This is a genomic window from Brevundimonas sp. UBA5936 (assembly GCA_002430835.1).
Lineage (GTDB): Bacteria > Pseudomonadota > Alphaproteobacteria > Caulobacterales > Caulobacteraceae > Brevundimonas.
This window is the reverse complement of the sequence record DJDA01000072.1, coordinates 1-19,825: the sequence shown is the minus strand read 5'-3', so window position 1 is coordinate 19,825 and position 19,825 is coordinate 1. Positions and strand designations below refer to the sequence as shown.

Annotated in this window: 18 protein-coding genes and 1 tRNA gene; 8 read left to right on the top strand and 11 right to left on the bottom strand. The window is 67.2% G+C overall.

The window, feature by feature from the left end:
- Positions 1-56: 56 nt before the first annotated feature.
- Complete coding sequence (locus tag B2Y21_RS06975; protein ID WP_292058299.1) at positions 57-863, bottom strand: undecaprenyl-diphosphate phosphatase; 807 nt, start codon at positions 861-863, stop codon at positions 57-59.
- Positions 864-990: 127 nt separating this feature from the next.
- On the opposite strand from B2Y21_RS06975, the gene B2Y21_RS06970 reads away from it, so the two are divergent.
- The 3 genes from B2Y21_RS06970 to queG all read left to right on the top strand — a co-directional run bounded on the left by B2Y21_RS06970 (position 991) and on the right by queG (position 3,863).
- On the top strand, positions 991-1,971 hold the full coding sequence (locus B2Y21_RS06970; protein WP_292058296.1) for a cation diffusion facilitator family transporter: 981 nt from the start codon (positions 991-993) through the stop codon (positions 1,969-1,971).
- Positions 1,972-2,035: 64 nt separating this feature from the next.
- A complete protein-coding gene (locus B2Y21_RS06965) occupies positions 2,036-2,722 on the top strand; it encodes a glutathione S-transferase family protein (protein WP_292058292.1) in 687 nt (228 codons plus the stop codon).
- Positions 2,723-2,747: 25 nt separating this feature from the next.
- The gene (gene queG / locus B2Y21_RS06960) at positions 2,748-3,863 is read left to right on the top strand and encodes a tRNA epoxyqueuosine(34) reductase QueG (RefSeq protein WP_292058289.1); all 1,116 of its coding nucleotides are present in this window, start codon (positions 2,748-2,750) and stop codon (positions 3,861-3,863) included.
- Positions 3,864-4,021: 158 nt separating this feature from the next.
- Here the strand turns inward: queG and B2Y21_RS06955 are convergent, their stop codons facing one another.
- Positions 4,022-4,564 (bottom strand): FKBP-type peptidyl-prolyl cis-trans isomerase, encoded by a 543-nt coding sequence (locus tag B2Y21_RS06955; RefSeq protein WP_409410803.1) that lies wholly within the window; start codon positions 4,562-4,564, stop codon positions 4,022-4,024.
- Positions 4,545-5,747 carry a threonine ammonia-lyase gene (locus tag B2Y21_RS06950; RefSeq protein WP_292058283.1) on the bottom strand — a complete coding sequence of 401 codons (1,203 nt, stop codon included), beginning with the start codon at positions 5,745-5,747 and terminating at the stop codon, positions 4,545-4,547. The genes B2Y21_RS06955 and B2Y21_RS06950 overlap by 20 nt, the downstream gene beginning before the upstream one ends.
- A gap of 149 nt (positions 5,748-5,896) precedes the next feature.
- Here B2Y21_RS06950 and B2Y21_RS06945 point away from each other — a divergent pair, with 149 nt between their 5' ends.
- Both B2Y21_RS06945 and B2Y21_RS06940 read left to right on the top strand, forming a co-directional pair.
- Positions 5,897-6,427, top strand: a complete 531-nt coding sequence (locus B2Y21_RS06945) for a hypothetical protein (RefSeq protein WP_292058281.1) — start codon at positions 5,897-5,899, stop codon at positions 6,425-6,427.
- Between the two features lie 173 nt (positions 6,428-6,600).
- Positions 6,601-6,852, top strand: a complete 252-nt coding sequence (locus B2Y21_RS06940) for a hypothetical protein (protein WP_292058278.1) — start codon at positions 6,601-6,603, stop codon at positions 6,850-6,852.
- 12 nt (positions 6,853-6,864) lie between these two features.
- On the opposite strand, the gene B2Y21_RS06935 is transcribed toward B2Y21_RS06940, so the two are convergent.
- Both B2Y21_RS06935 and B2Y21_RS06930 read right to left on the bottom strand, forming a co-directional pair.
- The gene (locus tag B2Y21_RS06935; protein WP_292058275.1) at positions 6,865-7,461 is read right to left on the bottom strand and encodes a helix-turn-helix transcriptional regulator; all 597 of its coding nucleotides are present in this window, start codon (positions 7,459-7,461) and stop codon (positions 6,865-6,867) included.
- A 369-nt stretch (positions 7,462-7,830) separates the two neighbouring features.
- The gene (locus B2Y21_RS06930; protein ID WP_292058271.1) at positions 7,831-9,105 is read right to left on the bottom strand and encodes a dicarboxylate/amino acid:cation symporter; all 1,275 of its coding nucleotides are present in this window, start codon (positions 9,103-9,105) and stop codon (positions 7,831-7,833) included.
- Positions 9,106-9,504: 399 nt separating this feature from the next.
- Between B2Y21_RS06930 and B2Y21_RS06925 the strand changes: the two genes are divergently transcribed.
- Positions 9,505-12,294, top strand: a complete 2,790-nt coding sequence (locus B2Y21_RS06925; protein WP_292058269.1) for a M14 family metallopeptidase — start codon at positions 9,505-9,507, stop codon at positions 12,292-12,294.
- A gap of 99 nt (positions 12,295-12,393) precedes the next feature.
- Here B2Y21_RS06925 and B2Y21_RS06920 read toward each other — a convergent pair whose 3' ends face one another.
- From B2Y21_RS06920 to B2Y21_RS06905, 4 genes are all read right to left on the bottom strand, one after another.
- The gene (locus tag B2Y21_RS06920; protein ID WP_292058266.1) at positions 12,394-12,783 is read right to left on the bottom strand and encodes an IPTL-CTERM sorting domain-containing protein; all 390 of its coding nucleotides are present in this window, start codon (positions 12,781-12,783) and stop codon (positions 12,394-12,396) included.
- A gap of 179 nt (positions 12,784-12,962) precedes the next feature.
- Positions 12,963-15,374 (bottom strand): TonB-dependent receptor, encoded by a 2,412-nt coding sequence (locus B2Y21_RS06915; RefSeq protein ID WP_292058263.1) that lies wholly within the window; start codon positions 15,372-15,374, stop codon positions 12,963-12,965.
- Positions 15,371-16,372: a FecR family protein gene (locus B2Y21_RS06910; protein WP_292058260.1), complete on the bottom strand. Its 1,002-nt coding sequence runs from the start codon at positions 16,370-16,372 to the stop codon at positions 15,371-15,373. The genes B2Y21_RS06915 and B2Y21_RS06910 overlap by 4 nt, the downstream gene beginning before the upstream one ends.
- 91 nt (positions 16,373-16,463) lie before the next feature.
- Positions 16,464-17,159, bottom strand: coding sequence for an RNA polymerase sigma factor (locus B2Y21_RS06905; protein WP_292058257.1), 696 nt, complete (start codon positions 17,157-17,159; stop codon positions 16,464-16,466).
- 39 nt (positions 17,160-17,198) lie between these two features.
- On the opposite strand from B2Y21_RS06905, the gene B2Y21_RS06900 reads away from it, so the two are divergent.
- Both B2Y21_RS06900 and B2Y21_RS06895 read left to right on the top strand, forming a co-directional pair.
- A complete protein-coding gene (locus B2Y21_RS06900; RefSeq protein WP_292058254.1) occupies positions 17,199-17,987 on the top strand; it encodes a DUF3313 family protein in 789 nt (262 codons plus the stop codon).
- Between the two features lie 404 nt (positions 17,988-18,391).
- Positions 18,392-18,898 (top strand): DoxX family protein, encoded by a 507-nt coding sequence (locus B2Y21_RS06895; protein WP_292058251.1) that lies wholly within the window; start codon positions 18,392-18,394, stop codon positions 18,896-18,898.
- Between the two features lie 4 nt (positions 18,899-18,902).
- On the opposite strand, the gene B2Y21_RS06890 is transcribed toward B2Y21_RS06895, so the two are convergent.
- Positions 18,903-18,977: transfer RNA gene (locus tag B2Y21_RS06890), tRNA-Gly, on the bottom strand.
- 95 nt (positions 18,978-19,072) lie between these two features.
- The coding region (locus tag B2Y21_RS06885) for a TraB/GumN family protein (RefSeq protein WP_292058248.1) at positions 19,073-19,825 on the bottom strand (753 nt) is incomplete at its 5' end.

Genomic DNA, 19,825 nt, shown 5'->3' with positions numbered 1-19,825 from the left:
AAACCCCTCGGGACCGGCGTCCCGAGGGGTTTTTTGCTGCGCGTTGCATGAGGGCGTCAGAGCGCGCCCGTCACGCCCAGGCCGATGATGCCGACGACGCCGACCACGATGCGCCACCAGGCGAAGGGGCCGAAGCCGCGCTTGGACACGAAGTCGAGCAGGAAGCGCACCACGGCCAGGGCCGAGATGAAGGCGGCGATGAAGCCGATGGCGATCAGACCCAGGTCGCTGAAATCCAGCACGTCGCGGTTCTTGAACAGATCATAGAAGACCGCCGCCCCCATGGTCGGCAGGGCCAGGAAGAAGCTGAACTCGGCCGCCGACCGCTTGTCCGTGCCCAGCAGCAGGCCGCCCGCGATGGTGGCGCCCGAGCGCGACACGCCGGGGATCATGGCCAGGCACTGGAACAGGCCGATCAGGAAATAGACGCGGAAGGGATAGCGGTCCGCATCGAGATAGGCCGGAACCTTGTTCATCCGGTCCAGCCACAGCAGCAGCACCCCGCCGATGATCAGGGCGACGCAGATCACCAGCGGCGTCTCGAACAGCACCGTCTTGATGAAGCCGTAGGCCAGGAAGCCGATCACCACGGCGGGGGCGAAGGCGACCAGCAGGCCGATCAGGAAGCGCCGCGCTTCGGGGTCGAAGGGCCAGCGCGTCGCCAGGAACCACAACCGCTTCAGATAGACGCTGATGATGGCCAGCAGGGCGCCCAGCTGGATGACGATCTCGAACGTCTTGCCGGTGCTTTCAAAGCCGAGGAAATGCCCCAGAAGCAGCAGGTGGCCGGTGGACGACACCGGAATGAACTCGGTCAACCCTTCGACCAGACCCAGAAGGATCGCCGTCAGCCAGTCCGCCATGAATGCTCCGTCTCGATCTTTACGTCGGGCGCGCTGCGCCCTGCGGCGTCCCGTCCCCTCTCCTTAGCGTCCCAGCCCCGCCGCCGCCATTGGCGCGGGCGCTGTTTTGGGCGACAAGGGCAGGGAAATGACCGCCTCCCCCCTCGACGCCGCCCATGAGACCACGCGCCGGATCACCACCTTGTCGGTGGCGACGGCGGTCCTGCTGATCGTCATGAAGGCCTTCGCCCTGGGGGCGTCCGGCTCGGTCTCCATCCTAGCCAGCCTGGCGGATTCGACGCTGGACCTGATCGCGTCGCTGGCGACCTTTTTCGCCGTGCGCTGGGCCGCCGCCCCGCCCGACGACGACCATCGCTATGGACACGGCAAGGCCGAGGGCCTGGCCTCCCTGGTGCAGGCGGGCATGGTGCTGGCGTCCGGCGTCTTCATCGGCTGGGAGGCGGTGCAGCGCATCTTCGACCCGCGCCCCGTCACCTCGGGCGGCTGGGCCGTCGGCGTGGTCGTCCTGTCCATCGCCGTCACGGCGGGCCTGGTGTGGATGCAGACGCGGGCGATGAAGAAGACCGGCTCCCTGGCCGTGGCGGGCGACCGCGCCCACTACGTCGCCGACCTGGCCGCCAGCGTCGTGGTGCTGATCGGGGTGATCTCGGGCGCCTTTCTCAAGGCGCCGGGGCTGGACGCGGCGGCGGGCCTGGTGGTCGCGGTCTGGCTGGCCTGGGGCGCGATCAATCTGCTGAAGGACGCGGCCGGCCACCTGCTGGACCGGGCCGCCTCGGACGAGGAGCGCGCCGCCATCGTCGCCGCCGTGACCGAGGACGCCCGCGTCGCCAACGTCCACCAGTTGCGCACCCGCATGGCGGGCCAGGCCCTGATGGTGCAGATGCACGTCGACCTGGACCCCGACCTCAGCCTGAAGGCCGCGCACGACATCATCCTGGACGCCGAGAAGCGGGTGCTGAAGGTCTTTCCCCACGCCGACATCCTGATCCACGCCGACCCGCGCGGCGCGGCCGAACCGCACGGCGGCGCCTTCGCGACGACGCGGCCGGAGACGTCGGACGCCGCCTCGCCCGAAGCGCCCTCGCCGCAAGCCGGACCCTGGTCCTGACCCCCTGCGACAATCGCGCGCGGTAAACGGAGCCTTAACGCGCGCGGGCGCATGAAGGCGGACGATGTCCACGCCCGCCGTCCTCTATCATTTCGCCTATCACCCGGCTTCGCGCACGGCGCGGCTGGCGCTGGGCGAGGCCAAGGTCGACTATGGCGAGGAGGCGGTCCGCCCGTGGGAGGACGACTGCCCCCTGTTCGAGATGAACCCTTCGGGCATGCCGCCGGTGCTGACGACGACGGAAAAGAACCGGCCCCTGACCCTGTGCGAGCTGGACGCCATCCTGGGCTGGCTGGAAGACCGCTCCAAGGGCGACTTCCTGCTGCCCGCCGATCCGGCCGAGCGGGCCGAGGCGCGCCGTCTGGCGACCTGGTTCAGCCGTCGCTTCTCCGACGAGGTGGACGCCGTCCTGCTGCATGAGCGGATGGAGAAGCCCCTGCTGCGGCTCGGCCCGCCCGACGCGCGGATGCTGCGTGAAGGCCGCGAAGCGCTGAAAAGCCATCTGACGGTGCTGGAGCCGCTGGCGGCGGGACGCGAGTGGCTGGCCGGACGCCGTCTCAGCCAGGCCGACCTGATCGCGGCGGGCCATCTGTCGGTGCTGGACTATTTCGGCGAGATCGCCTGGGCCTCCTGGCCGTCGCTGAAGCTGTGGTACTCCAAGCTGAAGTCGCGCCCCTGTTTCCGGCCTCTGCTGGGCGACCGTTTCCCCGGCGTGCATCCGGCGCCCTGGTACGCCGATCTCGACTTCTGAGGCTCCTCAGGGCTAAAGCGCCCTCATGGCGGCCGATCCCCGCATCTTCATCCGACAGCGCGCCGCCGAACTGGGCTTCGGCGTGTGCCGTTTCGCCTCGGCCAGCGATCCGTGGAGCGCGGGCGAGAAGCTGGCCCATTTCGTCGATGCGGGCCGTCACGGCGACATGGGCTGGATGGAGACGACGCTGGAGCGCCGCGCGCACCCCACCGCCATGTGGGACGGGGCGAAGACGGCTATCGTCCTGGGCATGAACTACGGCCCCGACGAAGACCCCCGGCCCGAGCTGGAGGACGCCTCGGCGGGCTATATCTCCGTCTATGCGCGCGGCGACGACTATCATGAGGTCATCAAGGGGCGGCTGAAGATCCTGGCCGGCCAGATCGCCGCCCGGCTGGGCCAGGAGGTCAAGGTCTTCGTCGACACCGCCCCCCTGATGGAGAAGCCGCTGGCTCAGCGGGCGGGCCTGGGCTGGCAGGGCAAGCACACCAATCTGCTCAGCCGCACCCACGGCAACTGGCTGTTCCTGGGGACCATACTGACCGCCGCCGAGATCGAGGCGGACGAGGCCGAGGTCGAGCATTGCGGCCGCTGCACCGCCTGTCTGGACGCCTGCCCGACCCAGGCTTTCCCGGCGCCGTTCCAGATCGACGCCCGGCGCTGCCTCTCCTATCTGACCATAGAATACGCGGGCGTCTGGCCGCGCGAGTTCCGCATGGCGACCGGCAACCGCATCTACGGCTGCGACGACTGTCTGGCCGCCTGCCCGTGGAACAAGTTCGCGCAGGAGGCCTCGGAGGCGCGGCTCCAGGCGCGCGACGCGCTGAAGTCGCCGCCGCTGACGGAGCTTCTGGCGCTGGACGACCCCGCCTTCCGCGCCCTGTTCACCAAGAGCCCGGTCAAGCGGATCGGCCGCGACCGGTTCATTCGCAATGCGCTCTATGCGGCCGGGAACTCAGGCGAGGCGGCCTTGGTCGGGGCGGTCGAACGGCTGCTGGACGATCCGGCGCCCGTGGTGCGCGGGGCGGCGGTGTGGGCGCTGTCACGCCTGTCGCCAGAACGGTTCGAGGCCGAACGCGCCGGGCGACTGGCGCAGGAAACGGACGAAGACGTCAAACAGGAATGGTCCTTCTCCCCTTGAGGGAGAAGGTGGCAGGCCGAGCCTGACGGATGAGGGGTGATGGCGCGGCGGCCTGAAGATTCGGCCATGACATCGCCCCTCATCCCCGAACCTCGCGCTGACACCCCTCATCCGAGCGCATCCGGCGCCCACCTTCTCCCTCAAGGGGAGAAGGAAGATCAGCCCATCGCCTGGCCCACGCCGCGGCCGCCGCCGGGCACGGGGGCCACGTCCAGCAGCTTCAGCCGGAACACCAGCACGGCGTTGCCGGGGATCATCGGCGGACCGCCCATCTCGCCGTAGCCCAGCTCGGGCGGCAGGAAGAGAATCCACTCGTCGCCGGGCTTCATCAGCTGCAGGGCCTCAGTCCAGCCGGGCACCACGCCCTCGGGCGAGAAGACCGCCGGGGCGCCGCGCTTGAACGAGCTGTCGAACACCGTGCCGTCGGTCAGCGTGCCTTCGTAGTCGACCCTGACCAGGTCGTTGCGATCGGGGCTGACGCCGCCTGCGGGACCGGAGGCCACGACCTTGTACTGCATGCCGGACGGCAAGGCCTGCACGCCCTCTTCCGAGGCGTTCTGCTTCATGAAGGCGGCGGATTCGGCCGCGTTCTTGGCCAGGTCTTCAGGCGCGCCGGCGGGACGGCCGCAAGCGGCGAGGGCCAGAAGGGCGGTCGCGGCCATGGCGGCGCCGAGGGGGCGCTTAGCCCATGCGAAGTTCATAACCCTGGTCCTTCAAGGCGGCGCCGATTTCCTCGGCATGACGGGCGTCGCGGGTCTCGACCATGATGTCGAACTCGGCGCCCTTGGCGGGCACGTCCAGCGCCAGCCGGTTGTGCACCACGTCGATGATGTTGCCGCCCAGCCCACCGATCACGGCGGCCATGGCCGACAGCATGCCGGGGCGGTCGTCGCCCAGGATGCGATAGACGATCAGCCGCTTCTCGCGGACCATTTCGCGGTTCAGCACCACGGCCAGCATGCGGGCGTCGATATTGCCGCCGGTCAGCTCCACGCCGATCTTCATGCCCTTGAAACGCTCAGGGTTGGCCAGAATGGCGGCCAGACCGCCGGCCCCGGCGCCCTCGGCCACCGTCTTCTCCAGCGTCGCCAGCAGGGCCACGCCCTTTTCGAAGTCCGCCTCTTCACAGACGAAGACCTCGTCGATCAGGCTGTCGGCCAGGGCGAAGGGGATTTCCCCCACGGCCTTGATGGCGATGCCCTCGGCGATGGTCTGTCCGCTGCATTTGGCCGGTTCGCCGCGACGACGCGCGGTGAAGGACGGATAGCGGGCGGCCTCGACGCCGAAGATCTTGATGCCCGGCTTCATCGCCTTGGCGGCGATGGCGCTGCCCGCGATCAGGCCGCCGCCGCCGATGGGGATGATGAGGGCGTCGAGGTCCGGCGCGTCCTCCAGAAACTCCAGGCCGCAGACCCCCTGCCCCGCGACGATGCCTTCATCGTCGAAGGCCGAGACGAAGACATAGCCGTGCTCGGCCTGAAGCCGCTTGGCCTCCTCGGTCGAGCCGGAGAAGTCGAGGCCGTGGATGACGACATTGGCGCCGTGGGCGCGGGTGCCGTCGACCTTCACGAAGGGGGTGCCTTCGGGCATGACGATGGTCACGGGCACGCCCAGACGGCCGCCGTGATAGGCCAAGGCCTGGGCGTGGTTGCCCGCCGAGGCGGCGACGACGCCGCGCTTCTTCTCGTCCGGCGTCAGCTGCAGCAGCCGGTTCAGGGCGCCGCGCTCCTTGAAGCTGCCGGTGAAGTGCAGATTGTCGAACTTGATCCAGACCTCCGCCCCGGTCAGCTGCGACAGACGGCGGGAGTAGCGGACGGGCGTGCGGTCGACCTGACCGGCGATGCGTTTTTGCGCCTCGCGGATGTCGTCGATGGTGACGGTCATGAAGTCCCTGATTTTGTTTACGGCCGGCCTCTTTCGTCCGGTCTACGGCTCCCTTTTGGAACAGGGCGCGACGGCGAGCAACCTTGACTCGCCCCGCCCTGCGAGGTCATGCCGGGCCGACGCCTGAACTGAAACCGGGAGCCGCCCTCATGACCACCTTCTCGCGCTCGCCCGCCCGCCTCAAGGGGCTGGCCGCCCTCGTGATCGGCGGTCTGGCCCTTTCCGCCTGCGCCACGACCCCGATGGGCGGCAGCGCCGTCGGCCCCGCCGTCTTCAACGCCGACGACTTCGCCTGGTCGACCCGCGCAGGCCAGGCCTCGATCGAGGGCCGCGTGGCCTTCGTCCAGGACGGTCGCGCCTTCCAGTGCGCAGGCAACGTCGGCCTGATCCCCGACACCCGCTACACCCGCGCCCGCATCGACCGTCTGTACGGCGCCGCCGATCGCGCCGCCGTCCCGGCCGCCGTCGTGCGCGCCCGATCGGCCGGCGAACAGGGCGCCGACTATCGCTCCTATGAACGGGCCGAGCCCTGCGCCGACGGCGGCTTCCGCTTCTCCGGCCTGCCGGACGGAAGCTGGTTCCTGATCGCCCCGGTCAAGGCCGATGACAGCGTCATGGTGCTGATGCGCCGGGTGCAGACGCGCGGCGGCCGCGCCGCCAACGTCACGCTCGGGGGCTGAGCCTCCTCTAGCTGAGCCGTTAGCTGGGCCGTAAACTAGGCCGTTAGCTGAGCAGTTTTCAGACGGCCGCGCCCCTGCGCGGCCGTCGTCGTTAGATCGCCGTTCGCCATCCTTTGGCCCCAAGAAACCGCTCTCTGAGCCGCTCCGTTCAAGGAAAAGTCGGGAGCGTCTTCTTGTCCCAGCACAACATCATCGGCTCCGAAGCCTTCAGCAATCATCCCTATGTGCTGGTGCGTAACGTGCGGCCGGGCGGGTTTCGCCGTCGCCGGTCGCGCTCGCTGATCGCCTATGGCGTGGTGGCCGTTCTGGCCCTGTCGGCCGGCGCCGCCGTCGCCGCCTTCGCCATGGGTCCGCTGCTGATGGACAAGGCCGTCGAAGCGCCTGCGGCGGCGACTGCCCCGCTGACGACGCCGATCGCGCCCTAGGCCGCCTTCTTCTCAGGGCACCACGAAGGCCAGGGCCTGGGCGAACAACTCGCCCCGGCTGCGCACGCCCATCTTCTGATAGGCCCGCTTGAGATGTGATCGGACCGTCTCCAGCGAGACGTCCATGATCTGAGCGATACGGCCGGTCTCGTTCCCCGCCAGCAGCATCTCCACGATCCGCCCTTCGGACGGCGACAGCAGATGGGTCTCGATCAGGGCCTGAAAGCGCGTTTCGCCGCCGATGCACTGCAGGGTCAGGCCGATCAGGCAGGTCGGCGCCGACGCCACCTCGCGCGCCCAGATCACCCAGGTCCGACCATCGGATCCCGGCGCCGCCAGACACCGCGCCTCATCTGATCGGGCCTGAGCCATCAGACGCGGCAAGGCGCGTGATCGCGTGGACAGCCGCCCCCCCTCGACCCCGAACAAATCGCCGTCCTCCTGAAGCGCGCGCGCGGCCTCATTCAGCCACACCACCTCCAGGGTGCGCGTGACCAGCAGGCGGGCGCGCATCTCGTGATCGATCCAGGCGGCCAGGGCGCGATTGCGCTGTCCCTCGACGTCGTCGGCAGGCGCCGTCCATGGCCGTCGCCGACGATCCGGGTTCAATCGTCTGTCCGGGGCGAACGACGCCCCCTCTGCGGCCCGGCGTCCTGCCCGGCCGGCCTCCCACACAGCTTGTTCCAACGCCAACGCTCCAGGACTGGCGCACGGCTTCGCTCGAAGCCGGCCGCATCTTCAACGTAAACAACGCCCGAGCACTAACGACACCTTAACGCATATCCACAGGAAGCGCATCTTTATTGCTTTTTGCGACTTGAATTTCACATTTCAGGGTTAAGCTTCGCTGCAAAAGACGCATATGCGCCCCACCTCGACCCCACCCAACGATGCAGCCGTCGCAACTGAGGACACAGGCGCAATTGAAAACGGCGGCCCTTCGCAGGACCGCCGTTTCCGTATGAGCGGCGAAAACGCCTAGGCGACGGCCGGTTGCCCAGCTCCATCGACCTCGTCCGAGGGATCGGGGATGTCGTCCAGTTCACCTTCCCATTTGGCGACCACGGCGGCGGCGACGGAGTTGCCGACGACGTTGGTGGCCGAGCGGCCCATGTCGAGCAGGTGGTCGACGCCCAGGACGATGGCGATCCACGCCTCAGGCAGGCCGAAATAGGTCAGGGTCGCCATGATGACCACCAGGGAGGCGCGCGGAATGCCGGCGATCCCCTTGGACGTCACCATCAGCAACAGCAGCATGAAGATCTGCTGCGACACGCTGAGCTGCACGCCGTGAGCCTGCATGATGAACATGGTGCCGAAGGTGCAGTAGAGCATCGATCCGTCCAAGTTGAACGAATAGCCCAGCGGCAGGACGAAGCTGACGATGCGGCGGCGCACGCCGACCTTGGGCAGGGCCTCCAGGATGCGCGGATAGGCGGCTTCCGAACTGGCGGTCGAGAAGGCCAGCAGGGTCGGGGTGCGGATGGCCTGGAACAGCGGAATGACGCGCTTGCCCAGCACCACGGCGCCGGCCAGGAACAGCAGGCCCCACAGCACGCCCATGGAGCCGTAGAAGCCCAGCACGAACTTGGCGTAGGTGCCCAGCATCTCCAGCCCTTGCGTGGCGATGGTCGAGGCCAGGGCGGCGAAGATGGCGAAGGGCGCCATCTTCATCACGAACTCGGTCACCTTCAGCATGATGGAAGCGGCCTGTTCGACCAGGTGCAGCACCGCCGGGGCCTTGTCGTCCAGGGCGGCGACCGCCGTGCCGACGAAAACCGAGAAGACCACGATCTGCAGGATCTCGTTCTTGGCCATGGCGTCGAAGATCGAGGTCGGCACCAGATGGGTGATGAAGCCATGCAGCGAGAAGGCGTCCGTCGAAGCCGCCGGCGCGCTGGCCGCCACGGCTTCGGGCAGGTGCATGTTCGCGCCCGGCTGCAGCAGTTGGACCATCACCAGGCCCAGCACCAGCGACACGATCGAGGCGCCGATGAACCAGGTCATGGTCTTGACGCCGATCCGCCCCACCGAAGCGGCGTCCTCCATGTGCGCAATGCCCGCCACCAGGGTCGTGAACACCAGCGGCGCAATGATCATCTTGATCAGGCGCAGGAAGACGTCGGTGATCAGATTCAGGTTCGACGCTGCGGCCGAGGCCTCGTCAGCCGTCAGGAAATGATTGAGGCCCCACCCCGTGAGAACCCCCAATATCATCGCTCCGACGATGAAATAGGCGAACAAGCGTTTCATACAAAAAGTCGTCCAGCTTTGCAGGCCCGGCGTCGCCGGACCGCAGTTACAAACCGATGGAGGATCCCCACCCGCCCAGAAGGAAGAGGCAGCGAATAAACGAAAATCCTCTGACCTCCAACGAACTCCTCAAGGTCTAGGCGTGCGGGACATGAATCGGCCGCCGAATTTCGACCTAGAAACGAATATTTTCCGGCCTGGAGTCTGAAAATTCGCTCATGCTCGAAGCAAATTTCGGCAAGGGGCGATCTCTCCCGAATTGTCCGAGGCGGCGCAGGAAAATTACTCATCCGACCTGCGTAGAACCGGCTCGACGCAAATTGCGTCCGCGGCGCGAAAACGCCAAGCTGCGATCAAGCCTCGCAGAAGGCTCCCCGAGTGAACGCATCAGGAGTCCGCATGTCCCGTCCCCTTCTTGGTCCCGCGCGCCGACTGGCCGCCGGCCTGGCCGTCCTGGCCCTCTCGTCGACCAGCGCCCTGGCCCTTGAGGCGGCGACCGCCCTCTCCGCCGCCCCGGCGACGGCCGCGGCGCCCGCCCGCGCCCTGACCACGCCGCTGGAGGCGTTCGGCCATGAGGTCGGAGCGGACTATCGCCTGATCACCTACACCCAGTTCGAGCGCTATCTGCACACCCTGGCCGGACAGTCGGACCGGATGAAGCTGCTGGAGATCGGCCGCTCCTCCGAAGGACGGACGCAGTACCTTTCGGTCGTCTCCTCGCCGCAGAACCTGGCGAACATCGACCGCTATCAGGAGATCGCGCGCCGCCTGGCCAAGGCCGAGGGCGTCAGCGAGGAGGAGGCCCGCGCCCTGGCCGCCGAGGGCAAGGCCGTAGTCTGGATCGACGGCGGCCTGCACTCGACCGAGACGGTGCCGCCGCAGGCCCTGATCGCCGCCCTCTATGAATGGCTGACGGCCGAGGACGCGGAAGCGAAGCGCATCCTGGACAACGTGGTCATCCTGTTCGCGCCGCTGAACCCGGACGGGTGGGAGCTGGTTTCGACCTGGTACATGCGCAACGAGGATCCGCTGAAGCGCGAGTACGACAGCATCCCGGTGCTGTATCAGAAGTACGTCGGCCACGATAACAACCGCGACTACTACCTGTCGGCCATGACCGAGACGACCAACGTCAACCGGCAGTTCTTCCGCGAGTGGTTCCCGCAGATCATCTACAACCACCACCAGACGGCGCCGGCGGGGACCGTGGTCTTCATGCCGCCGTTCCGCGACCCCTTCAATTACAACTACGACCCGCTGGTCATGAGCACCCTGTCCGAGGTCGGCGCCGCCATGCACAGCCGCCTGATCGAGGAGGGCAAGCCCGGCTCGACCATGCGCAGCGGGGCCAACTATTCAACGTGGAACAACGGGATGGAGCGCTCCGTCACCTATTTCCACAACGCCGTCGGCCTGCTGACCGAGATCACCGGCCACCCGACGCCCAGCCAGATCAGCCTGATCCCGCAGAACCAGCTGCCGCGCAACGACCTGCCCATGCCGGTCGCGCCGCAGACCTGGCGTTTCGCCCAGTCGATCGACTATTCGCAGTCGATCAATCGCGCGGTGCTGAACTACGCCTCGCGCAACAAGGACCGGACGCTGTTCAACATCTGGCGCATGGGCCAGAACGCCATCGACAAGGGCAATACCGACACCTGGCGCCTCACCCCCTCGGCGGTGGATGCGCTGAACGCCGCAGCCGGAACGCAGGTCGACGCCCGACGCGGGGTCGATCCGGCCCTGTATGAGCGCATCATGCGCGACCCGGCCCGGCGCGATCCGCGCGGCTATGTCATCCCGGCCGATCAGGCCGACCTGCCCACCGCCGTCGCCTTCCTGAACAGCCTGATCAAGACCGGCGTCGACGTCGAGCGGGCGACGCGCGCCTTCACCGTGGACGGCAAGACCTATCCGGCCGGCTCCTATGTGGTGAAGACGGCCCAGGCCTATCGCCCGCATGTGCTGGACATGTTCGAGCCGCAGGACCACCCCCACGACCTGCAATACCCGGGCGGCCCGCCCGCCCTGCCCTATGACGCCACGGGCTACACCCTGGCGCTGCAGATGGGGGTCCAGTTCGACCGCATCCTCGACGGCTTCGAGGCGCCGACCGAGCGCGTCGCCGACGTCATGGCCCCGCCGCCCGGCAAGATCGAAGGCAGCGGCCGCGCCGGCTGGCTGATCGATCATGCGCCGGTCAACGGCTACATCCTGACCAACCGCCTGCTGGCGGCGGGCGTGCCGGTCTACTGGCAGGAAGGCGAGACCCGCGCGGGCCGGGCGACCCTGGCGCCCGGCGCCCTGTGGATCCCGGCCGACGACAAGGCCCGGCCGATCATCGAGGCAGCCGTGCGCGATCTGGGCCTGAACGCCCACGCCGTCGCCCGCGCGCCGGGCGGCGAGCGGATCACGCTGAAGCCCGTCCGCATCGGCCTGGTCGACCGCTACGGCGGCTCGATGGCCTCGGGCTGGACCAAGTGGATGCTCGAACAGTTCGAGTATCCGTTCGAGGTCGTCTATCCTCAGCGCCTCGATGCGGGCGACCTGAACAAGGATTTCGACGTCCTGCTGTTCGCCTCGGACATGATCCCGGCCAACCTGTCCGCCGCCGCCCAGCGCCCGCAACCGGCGCCGGACAGCATCCCCGCCGAATACCGCAGCTGGCTGGGTCACATCACCGCCGAGAAGACCGTGCCCCAGCTGGACGCCTTCGCCCGCGCGGGCGGCAGCGTCGTCACCATCGGCTCGGCCCACCGCCTAGCCGCCGCCATGGGCGCGTCGGTGCAGGACGTGCTGACCGGCGCCGACGGCAAGCCTTTAGCCTCGACCGACTTCTTCATTCCCGGCGCGGTGATGAAGACCGAGGTCGACAACAGCCGCCCCCTGACCTTCGGCGCGCCGCGCCAGATGGATGTCTTCTTCAACCGCAATGCGGGCTTCCGCCATGCGGGCGAAGGCGCCTCGCTGGTGCGCTATCCGCAACAGGTCGCCGTCTCCAGCGGCTGGGCCATCGGCTCGGACAAGCTGTCAGGCGCCGACGCCGTGCTGGACCTGGAGCACGGCCAGGGCCGCGTCATCGTCCTGGGCCCCGACGTGGTCAACCGCGCCCAGGCCCGCGCCTCCAGCCGCCTGCTGTTCAACGCCCTGTTCTACGGCCCCGCCGCCTCGCGCGACACGGCCCGCTAGACAGAACAGAAAAAGCCGCCCGGCGATCAACCGGGCGGCCTCTTTCATGAGCCTGCTTGTTTCTCAGCCGCGACCGACCCGCTCCTGACCGGCCGGGGATCAGGCGATACGGCGTCTCTGAATGAAAACAGCAGCGCCGCCCGCCAAGCCGAGCGCCAGCAAGATCATCGTCCACTGCGACATCGTCGGGACCGCCGCCACCGTCCTCAGAGCCAGGTGCAATGTGCTTTCCCTTTGAATGTTGTAATCGGCCAGGGTTCTGCCGTCCTCGAGCTGCCGGCCGGCGAACAGCAGAATCTGCTGTTCCGGCGGGATGCCTTCCCTGTCCTGAATCTTGACCTTTACGACTTCAATCGTGTCGTTTCCCTCGACATCGAGGGTGATCATCTTTCCAGTCAGCGTCTTGACGAAGATCTGCATCGCGCAGGCCGGTTGGGCGAAACCGACCCCGAGAATGAGCGCCAGGAGCAAGGGGGCGAACTTGCGCAAAGATGAACTCCGGCGCTGAGGAAGATGAGGATGAGGCCCACCCGACCAAGTGCTGAAGCAGGTCGTCACTGCGCTTGATCGTGTCGATTTCGCTGATCGCGAATCAAGGAATTTTAGCGTTTTGCCAACCGAGATTAACCCCTGAACGACGAACAACCTTCCGCACCTTTCCAGCGCCGTCAGAAACTGCGCGTCATCGACAGGGCGAAGCTGCGCGGTCTTTGGGGCGTGGCGACGGCCTCGCGTCCAACGAGGAAGGGGTTGCCGTAGCCGAAGGTGTCGCCCGAGCCGTTGAACAGATTGTCTATGCGGAGGGTGGCGTCCCAGGCGCCCATGGCGACGCTCGCGGCCACTTCGGAGGTCACATAGTCTCCCATCTGGGTCGTGGCGACAGGGGACAATTGCTGGCTGGACGGACCGACATAGCCGACCGAACCGCTGACCCATCCGGGCAGGCCGCCCAGCGACACCTCGCGGCGAGCGCTGGCGGCGCCCAGAACCCTCGGCACGCCGGGCAGGTGGCCGCCTTCCTCCAGCGGGTAATGCCTGTCCGCGGTCTCCAGGCGGGCGTCATTGCCCATGAAGTTGAAGTCCAGCCGCCACGGGCCGTCGCGCCAGGTGCCTTCGAGTTCTATGCCTGTGCTGCCGCCAGAGCCGATGTTGGCGGTGAAGGGAAGGCCGTCTGGAGAGACGCGATCGGACTGAATCTCTTCCCATCGGGTCCGGAAGGCGGCGGCGCGGAGCGCGAGGCGGTTGTCGAAGCCTTGCCAGCGAACGCCCGCCTCCAGACTGTAGAGCCTGTCCGGGGCGAATTCGCGGAAGGGCGGCGCGCCGGAGCCCGGCTGGCCGTACGGTTTGTCGATCAACGCGCCGCCGTTGAAGCCGCCGACGCGATAGCCCTGGCTTTGCTGCACATAGGCGAGCAGGCTGTCGCTCACATCATACTCGAGCACGCTTTTCAGTGCGAAGTCCGCATCCTTGTGTCGTCCCTCGAACCGGTCTTCGGACGCGCGGCTCTGCTGATAGGTGTGGGAGAGGATCGCGACGACGAAGTAGCGCCCGCCGACCGTGAGCTTGACGCGATCGAACGGATTCCAGGTCGCTTCGCCGAACAGGGCGGCTTCCCAGGTCTTGTCCTGCTTGATGGCTCGAAACAGTTGCTGGTCAGGCTCGATATCGAGCAGTTCTCCGGCCCGATCGTGCTCGTACTGCGAGGCGTAGAAGCCGGCGATGCCCTGAACGGGGCCGCCAGGATGGGTGGCGACGGACACCTCCAGCGCGACCGCCTCGATGCTGTCGGCTTCGTCATAGACCAGCGGCCCGTCGCTGGCGCCCAGAGAGCTCGCAGCCCTGGTCGCGTCGTAGCGACGCCCCAGTTCGTGGGCCTGAAAGGCGTTGGTGATCTTCACCCGACCCCAGCTCAGATCCCCCGTGACGGCTAACGCCATGCCGCTGAAATTGTTGTTGCTCGGCTCGCGTTTCGACAGGGCGCGTTCGTATGGCCCCTGCGCCTCGAAAGCGTACTGGCTGTCGTTGATCCTGATGTCCTGCCGCACCCAGCCGAGCCGCGCCTGCCACTGGGGATCGATGCGCCACAGAAACGTCATGCGCGTTCCCGAGCGCACGGTGCGGCCGGTGTCGACCAGGCCCAGGTTCGTGTCGTCGATGACGCCGCCGAACCTTTCCTGGTAGATGACGGTGCGCATGGCCAGGCGGTCGCGGATCAACGGCGCGTTGAAAATGATGTCCGTGGAATTGCCGAAAATGGAGCCATCGGTGAAGTTGAGGCCTGCTGACACCTTGCCGCCATAGGCGTCGAGCTCGGGAGCTCGGCTCACCAGCTTCAGCACGCCTCCCATGGCGCCGGCCCCGTAGAGCGCAGCCTGGGGACCGCGCAAAAGCTCGACGCGCTCCAGATCGACCAGGCGCAGGTCCGGATCGGGCGCGTCGTAGGTCAGGCGGGTTTCGTCGAGATACAGACCCACCATCGCCTGCGTCTGGCCGGTCAGGGGACTGTCGGCCAGCCCTCGCACGAACAGCTTGTTGCGACCGGAGCCCAGGTTGGTGACGGTGAGGCCCGCCAGGCGTGTGGCGAGGGCGGCGGTGTCCTGACGAGCCGCGGCGTCGAAGACGTCTCCGTCGAGGGCGGACAGGGCATATGGCGCGTTGGCTAGCGCCAGGTCGCGTTTCGTGGCGGTGACGATGACGTCATCGACGGCGAAGAGGATGTTCTCGACCGGCGGGGCCTCGGGAACAGACCGGCGAGGGGACGCGAGGCGCGGTTGGGGGCGGGGCGTGATGATGTAGGTTCGATCATCGATGCGCCGGAAGGTGCAGGCCCCGCCCTCCGTCATCAGGCGCAGAGCCGATTGAACGTCGTGACGGCCGCGGACGGCGCGCGATCGACCGCAGGCGGCGGCGGCTCCGGCGTTGATCGAGACCCGAGCCTGCACGCCGAGCTGCAGGACGGCGGCCGTCATCGGTTGGGCGGGGATAGACAGACGATGTCGCTCCCCGGCGTGCGCCGTCTGGCTGCTCAGCGAGAACGCAATGCCGAACAGGATGAACCCGCGCCCTCCTCTGCAGATCATCGCGCGGCTTCGCGTGACCTGAGTTGCACAGCGCCGTCCGCGCGGGATGCGGAGATGGGCAGGAAGGCCTCGAGACGACGCAAGGTCGATGCCTGGTCGTCGAGGACCAGGGTGCCTGTGAAGCGGATATCGGCGGCGTCGCCGACGGCGCGCACGGGCGTCGGATAGGCGCGGCTGAGGTCGGCGGCGACGTCCGACAGGGGGCGGTTGTCGTAGACCAGCCGCCCGGTGCGCCAGCCGGCGGTCTCGGTCGAGCCTTGCGTCACCTCAAGGGCGTGGCTGCCGTCCACCAGGGTGACGGCCTGCCCCATGGTCAGGCGGACGTTGTGGGCGGGGTCCGCCAGTTCGGAGACCCGCACGACGCCTCTGGAGACGTTGACGGTCGTCTTGCCTCCGTCGCGACGAACGTCGAAGGCCGTGCCCAAGACCTCGATCCGGCTCTCGCCGACCGTCACACGGAAGGGGCGCTGCGCATCATGCGCCACATCGAAGGCGGCTTCGGCCGACTTCATCTCGACCAGCCGCTCCTTGCCGGACAAGCGAACCGACAGCTCCGAGCCCCCGTTCATGGCGATGGACGAACCGTCGCTGAGGCTGACCGTCTTCTGTTCGCCCGGCGCGGTGACGTAGGTGGAAGTCCGATCGCTCAACAGGGGCAGAAGCAGAAGGCCCGCCGCCAGGGCGGCGGCCAGACCTCCGCCGGCCCACCGCCAGCGCCGATTGGGCGCGGGCTTGCGGGGGGCGAGGGCCGAGCGCATAGGCGCTGTCACGGCGGCGGCCTGCGTCAAGGCGGCGTCCAGCGCGCTGCGATCGTCGTCCAGCGCCGCCCACAACTGCTCGGCTTCCGTCAGGGCCTGGGGATTATCGGGCGAGGCCTCCAGCCAGGCCTCAAGGGTCAGGTAGTCCGTCTCGGACATGTCGCCGCCGCCCAGCCGGACGGCCCAGGCGGAGGCCTGGTCGATGATGCTCTGGGGAAAGGGCGCAGTGTGGCGTGTCATGCGGCTTCAGCCCGTAGGACGAGGGGGCGTCCAGAGAAAGAGACGTCGCGGCGCGCGGCGCCCCACAATGAATAGCGGTGAAATCTCGATTTCATGGCCATCCGACCCGTTTCAACAGATGGGCCAGGGCCGTGCTCAGGTACTTTTCCACCGAGCTGCGCGAGACACCCATGCGGGCGGCGACCTCTGCGTGAGTCAGGCCTTCGATCCGGTGCAGACGAAGGGCGATGCGGACATTGGGCGCAAGCTCCTCGACAGCTGCGGCGACCCGGTCGAACTTCAACCGCGCCCAGGCCGCATCCTCGGGAGAGGGCGTGTCGGCGACCGATACGCCCTCTGCAGTCGCGCCCGAAACGTCGGACCAGGCCTGGTCCCGGGCCGAGGCGCGTTGTCGTCGTCGGACGCCGTCCAGCATCAGATTGTTGCCGATCCGGTACAGGAAGGCGGCTGGACTGGCGATTTCGGGCGCAGAGGTGTCCGACAGGGCCTGAAGTCTAACGTAGATGTCCTGCACGATGTCTTCCGCACGATCAGGGCATCCGGTGCGCGTCGCAAAGAACCGGACGAGCGCGGGGCGGCGCTCCAAGTAAACGGCGAGAAGTTGAGCTTTCGCATTCGACGTCACGTGCGAATAGACCCCCGATGTCAGACGCCGCCATATCCAGAATCGGCCTTCTCCAATGCGCTGACGTTTTTCGCAATGCGTGAAATTGGAGTCCTGAAGAATATTTTTCAATTCGATTGAGGGGGATCCGGGACGGCGGCGTCTCTGGTGGAGCGCCGACATCAGGGCGCTGTGAGCCACGATGACGACCGGAGATATCTCATGAATAGAGCGCTCATGATCGCCCTCATTCTCGCAACGGCGAGCCTCGCCGCCTGCAGCACCAAGCCTGCGCCGAACTCCGGCTTTCTCAGCAACTACGCCGACATGCAGAAGCGCGACGGCATAAACGAGGGGGCTTCGATCCAGCAGCGGCGCGACGACGCCGCGTCGGACAGCGTCGACAGCGTCTTCTTGGAAAGGGCGGTTTTCGCTCCCCACGTCGGCGAAAGCCTGACGGCGACGGAGCGTTCTATGGTGCTGCGCGAAGTGGATCGTCAGATCTGTTTCGAAGTGAGCGAGCGCTTCGTCGTCGTGACGACGCCGACGTCTAAGACCGCGACAGTTCGCACGGCCATTGTGCGGTTTGAAGCGACCGGCCGCGCGGGGTCCGTGGTCAGCGCCGCCAGCAGTTTCGTCGTTCCCGTCGTCACTCTGCGGGTGCCGGGCTCGACCGGCGGTCTGGCCGTGGAATCGGAACTGCTGGAGCCGGGCGGCGGACGCCAGATCGCCGCCATCTCCTGGGCGCGCACCGCCCAGGTGGTGGGCATGGACACGCCTTCTCTCTCGCGCGTCGGCGACGCCTTGCAGATGGCCGAGCCGATGGGAGACGCGGTGAGAGAGGCCTTCGCCACCAAGGCCCGCAAGAAGATCAAGATCCCCACCCCGGATCCCTGCGCCGCCTACGGTCCGCGCCGTGACATCGGCCGCATGGCCGCGAGCATGGCCGTGGATTCCGTGACGGGTCTCTATTTTCCCGAAGCGGCCGGGACCGGCCCCCAGAAGGACTGATCGACAGTCTCCGTCCATTCCGTAACCGTTTTCAGATCGGATCGACCATGCGTTCTCGTTCTTGGCCGGCCACATCGCGCGATCGCGAGCCGACACGCTTCGCGCGACCTTCACCTCCGTACATGCAGTTGGTTTTGCGGGTCATGCAGACCTGGCTGGCCATGTTCTACATTCACCTGCTGGGGGTGCATCGCCCAAACGCCGGGCGACGGCACGCGCTGGCTTTCGCGCGCCGTCGCCGTCTGGCGACGCGCGCAGCCGATAGGCGAGGCGGGCGATGAAGCCCCTTCCGACACGTCCGTCAGGCGAGCCAGGCCCGGCTTCCGTCGCCCCGCTTTGCAGCCTCAGGCCTGAACAGGCCGGCCGGACCTTTTTCCATCAACTTTCGCCAATTGAGATCGATCATGCTTCCCCGTTCCTGGGTCGTACTGCCGCGCCGTCATGGGCCGACATCCACCGCAGCGCGGCGTTCACGTCTGTACATGCACCTGTTCCTGTGGGTGATGCAGGCTTGGCTGGCCATGTTCTACATCGGCGCCGGATATGCGAAGCTCACTCAGAAGCATGACCTGCTGGCCCTGATGATGACGTGGCCGGCCCAGGTCGACACGGAACTGCTGCGCGTGATCGGCGGGATCGAGATCGCGCTCGCCCTGTTCATCGTGGCGCCGCTGATTTCCTGGTCGCTGTTCCGTACGGTCATGCTGATCGGCGTCATCGGCGTTCTGGCGGTCGCCAGCGGCATGATCGTCTTTCACACGCTCAACGGCGACATCTTCCTGGCGTCCGTGAACTTCGCGCTCCTGCTGATGTCTTTGATCATCGTCCTTGGTCGGTGGGAGTGGAGCGAACGCGCTCCGCTTCCGACGTCGTTCGAAATGCAGAAAAGACCTGAGCCGAAATCCAGCTAAGTGTTGGAGCGGGTAGCGAGAATCGAACTCGCGACATTCAGCTTGGGAAGCTGACGTTCTACCTCTGAACTATACCCGCGTCGCCGAAGCGAGCGGCGAAGATATAGGGCGCGGGCCAAAAGAAAAGGCCCGGCGAACCGGGCCTTTGGATTTTTTGACAGAGGCCGCGACGGGTCAGTCGCGCACTTCCTCGACCGTGACGCCGCGCTTGGCCAGCATGGCCTGGACGCTATCGGCCCCCGCCAGGTGGCCGGCGCCGACCGAGATGAAGGCCGTGCCCGAACCTTCCAGCATAGCCACGATCTGATTGGTCCAGTCCGTGTTGCGGCGCGTCAGCATGACCTCGTACATCTCGGGCGATTCCGCCTTCATCTCCTGGCCGATCAGGGCGTCCAGGCCGTCGACGTCGCCGGTCGACCAGGCGCCGACCATGCGGCCCAGGAACTCCGGCGCCTGATCGAACTCCTTCAGACCCGAACGCAGCATGGCCAGCTGCGCCTCTTCCGACATGTCGGCGATGAAGCCGATCTGCTGGGGCATGGTCTCGAAGCCCTTGATCGGCTTGCCGGTCGCGGCGGCGCGGGCGTGCAGCACCTGGTCCCCGCCGTTCTGCGGCAGGTAGCCGGCCTTGGTGATGCTGGCCATGGCCAGTTGCAGGGCCGCGAACCACGGACGCAGCGGGTCCAACTGGGCCGCCGTCGCGCCGATGGAGCGGGCGGCGGCGTCGAGGTCGGCCTGTTCCTCGGCGGTCAGCAGGCTGGACAGGGGACGGTCGGGCGACACCCCCTTGGACTGGATGATCGGCACGGCGCCGGCCACGTCGTTCAGGTCGGCGATCTCGAACCAGTATTCGTCGGCGCCGGCGAAGGCGCGGTCCAGCTTGGCGCTGCCCCACGGCGTCTCGGGCTTCAGCACATGGACGGTGCC

Bases quoted from the DNA above. Each gene is read 5' to 3' on its own strand.
- B2Y21_RS06975 (WP_292058299.1), bottom strand. From the start codon at position 863: ATGGCGGACTGGCTGACGGCGATCCTTCTGGGTCTGGTCGAAGGGTTG.
- B2Y21_RS06970 (WP_292058296.1), top strand. From the start codon at position 991: ATGACCGCCTCCCCCCTCGACGCCGCCCATGAGACCACGCGCCGGATC.
- B2Y21_RS06965 (WP_292058292.1), top strand. From the start codon at position 2,036: ATGTCCACGCCCGCCGTCCTCTATCATTTCGCCTATCACCCGGCTTCG.
- queG (WP_292058289.1), top strand. From the start codon at position 2,748: ATGGCGGCCGATCCCCGCATCTTCATCCGACAGCGCGCCGCCGAACTG.
- B2Y21_RS06955 (WP_409410803.1), bottom strand. From the start codon at position 4,564: ATGAACTTCGCATGGGCTAAGCGCCCCCTCGGCGCCGCCATGGCCGCG.
- B2Y21_RS06950 (WP_292058283.1), bottom strand. From the start codon at position 5,747: ATGACCGTCACCATCGACGACATCCGCGAGGCGCAAAAACGCATCGCC.
- B2Y21_RS06945 (WP_292058281.1), top strand. From the start codon at position 5,897: ATGACCACCTTCTCGCGCTCGCCCGCCCGCCTCAAGGGGCTGGCCGCC.
- B2Y21_RS06930 (WP_292058271.1), bottom strand. From the start codon at position 9,105: ATGAAACGCTTGTTCGCCTATTTCATCGTCGGAGCGATGATATTGGGG.
- B2Y21_RS06925 (WP_292058269.1), top strand. From the start codon at position 9,505: ATGTCCCGTCCCCTTCTTGGTCCCGCGCGCCGACTGGCCGCCGGCCTG.
- B2Y21_RS06915 (WP_292058263.1), bottom strand. From the start codon at position 15,374: ATGATCTGCAGAGGAGGGCGCGGGTTCATCCTGTTCGGCATTGCGTTC.
- B2Y21_RS06910 (WP_292058260.1), bottom strand. From the start codon at position 16,372: ATGACACGCCACACTGCGCCCTTTCCCCAGAGCATCATCGACCAGGCC.
- B2Y21_RS06905 (WP_292058257.1), bottom strand. From the start codon at position 17,159: ATGTCGGCGCTCCACCAGAGACGCCGCCGTCCCGGATCCCCCTCAATC.
- B2Y21_RS06900 (WP_292058254.1), top strand. From the start codon at position 17,199: ATGAATAGAGCGCTCATGATCGCCCTCATTCTCGCAACGGCGAGCCTC.
- B2Y21_RS06895 (WP_292058251.1), top strand. From the start codon at position 18,392: ATGCTTCCCCGTTCCTGGGTCGTACTGCCGCGCCGTCATGGGCCGACA.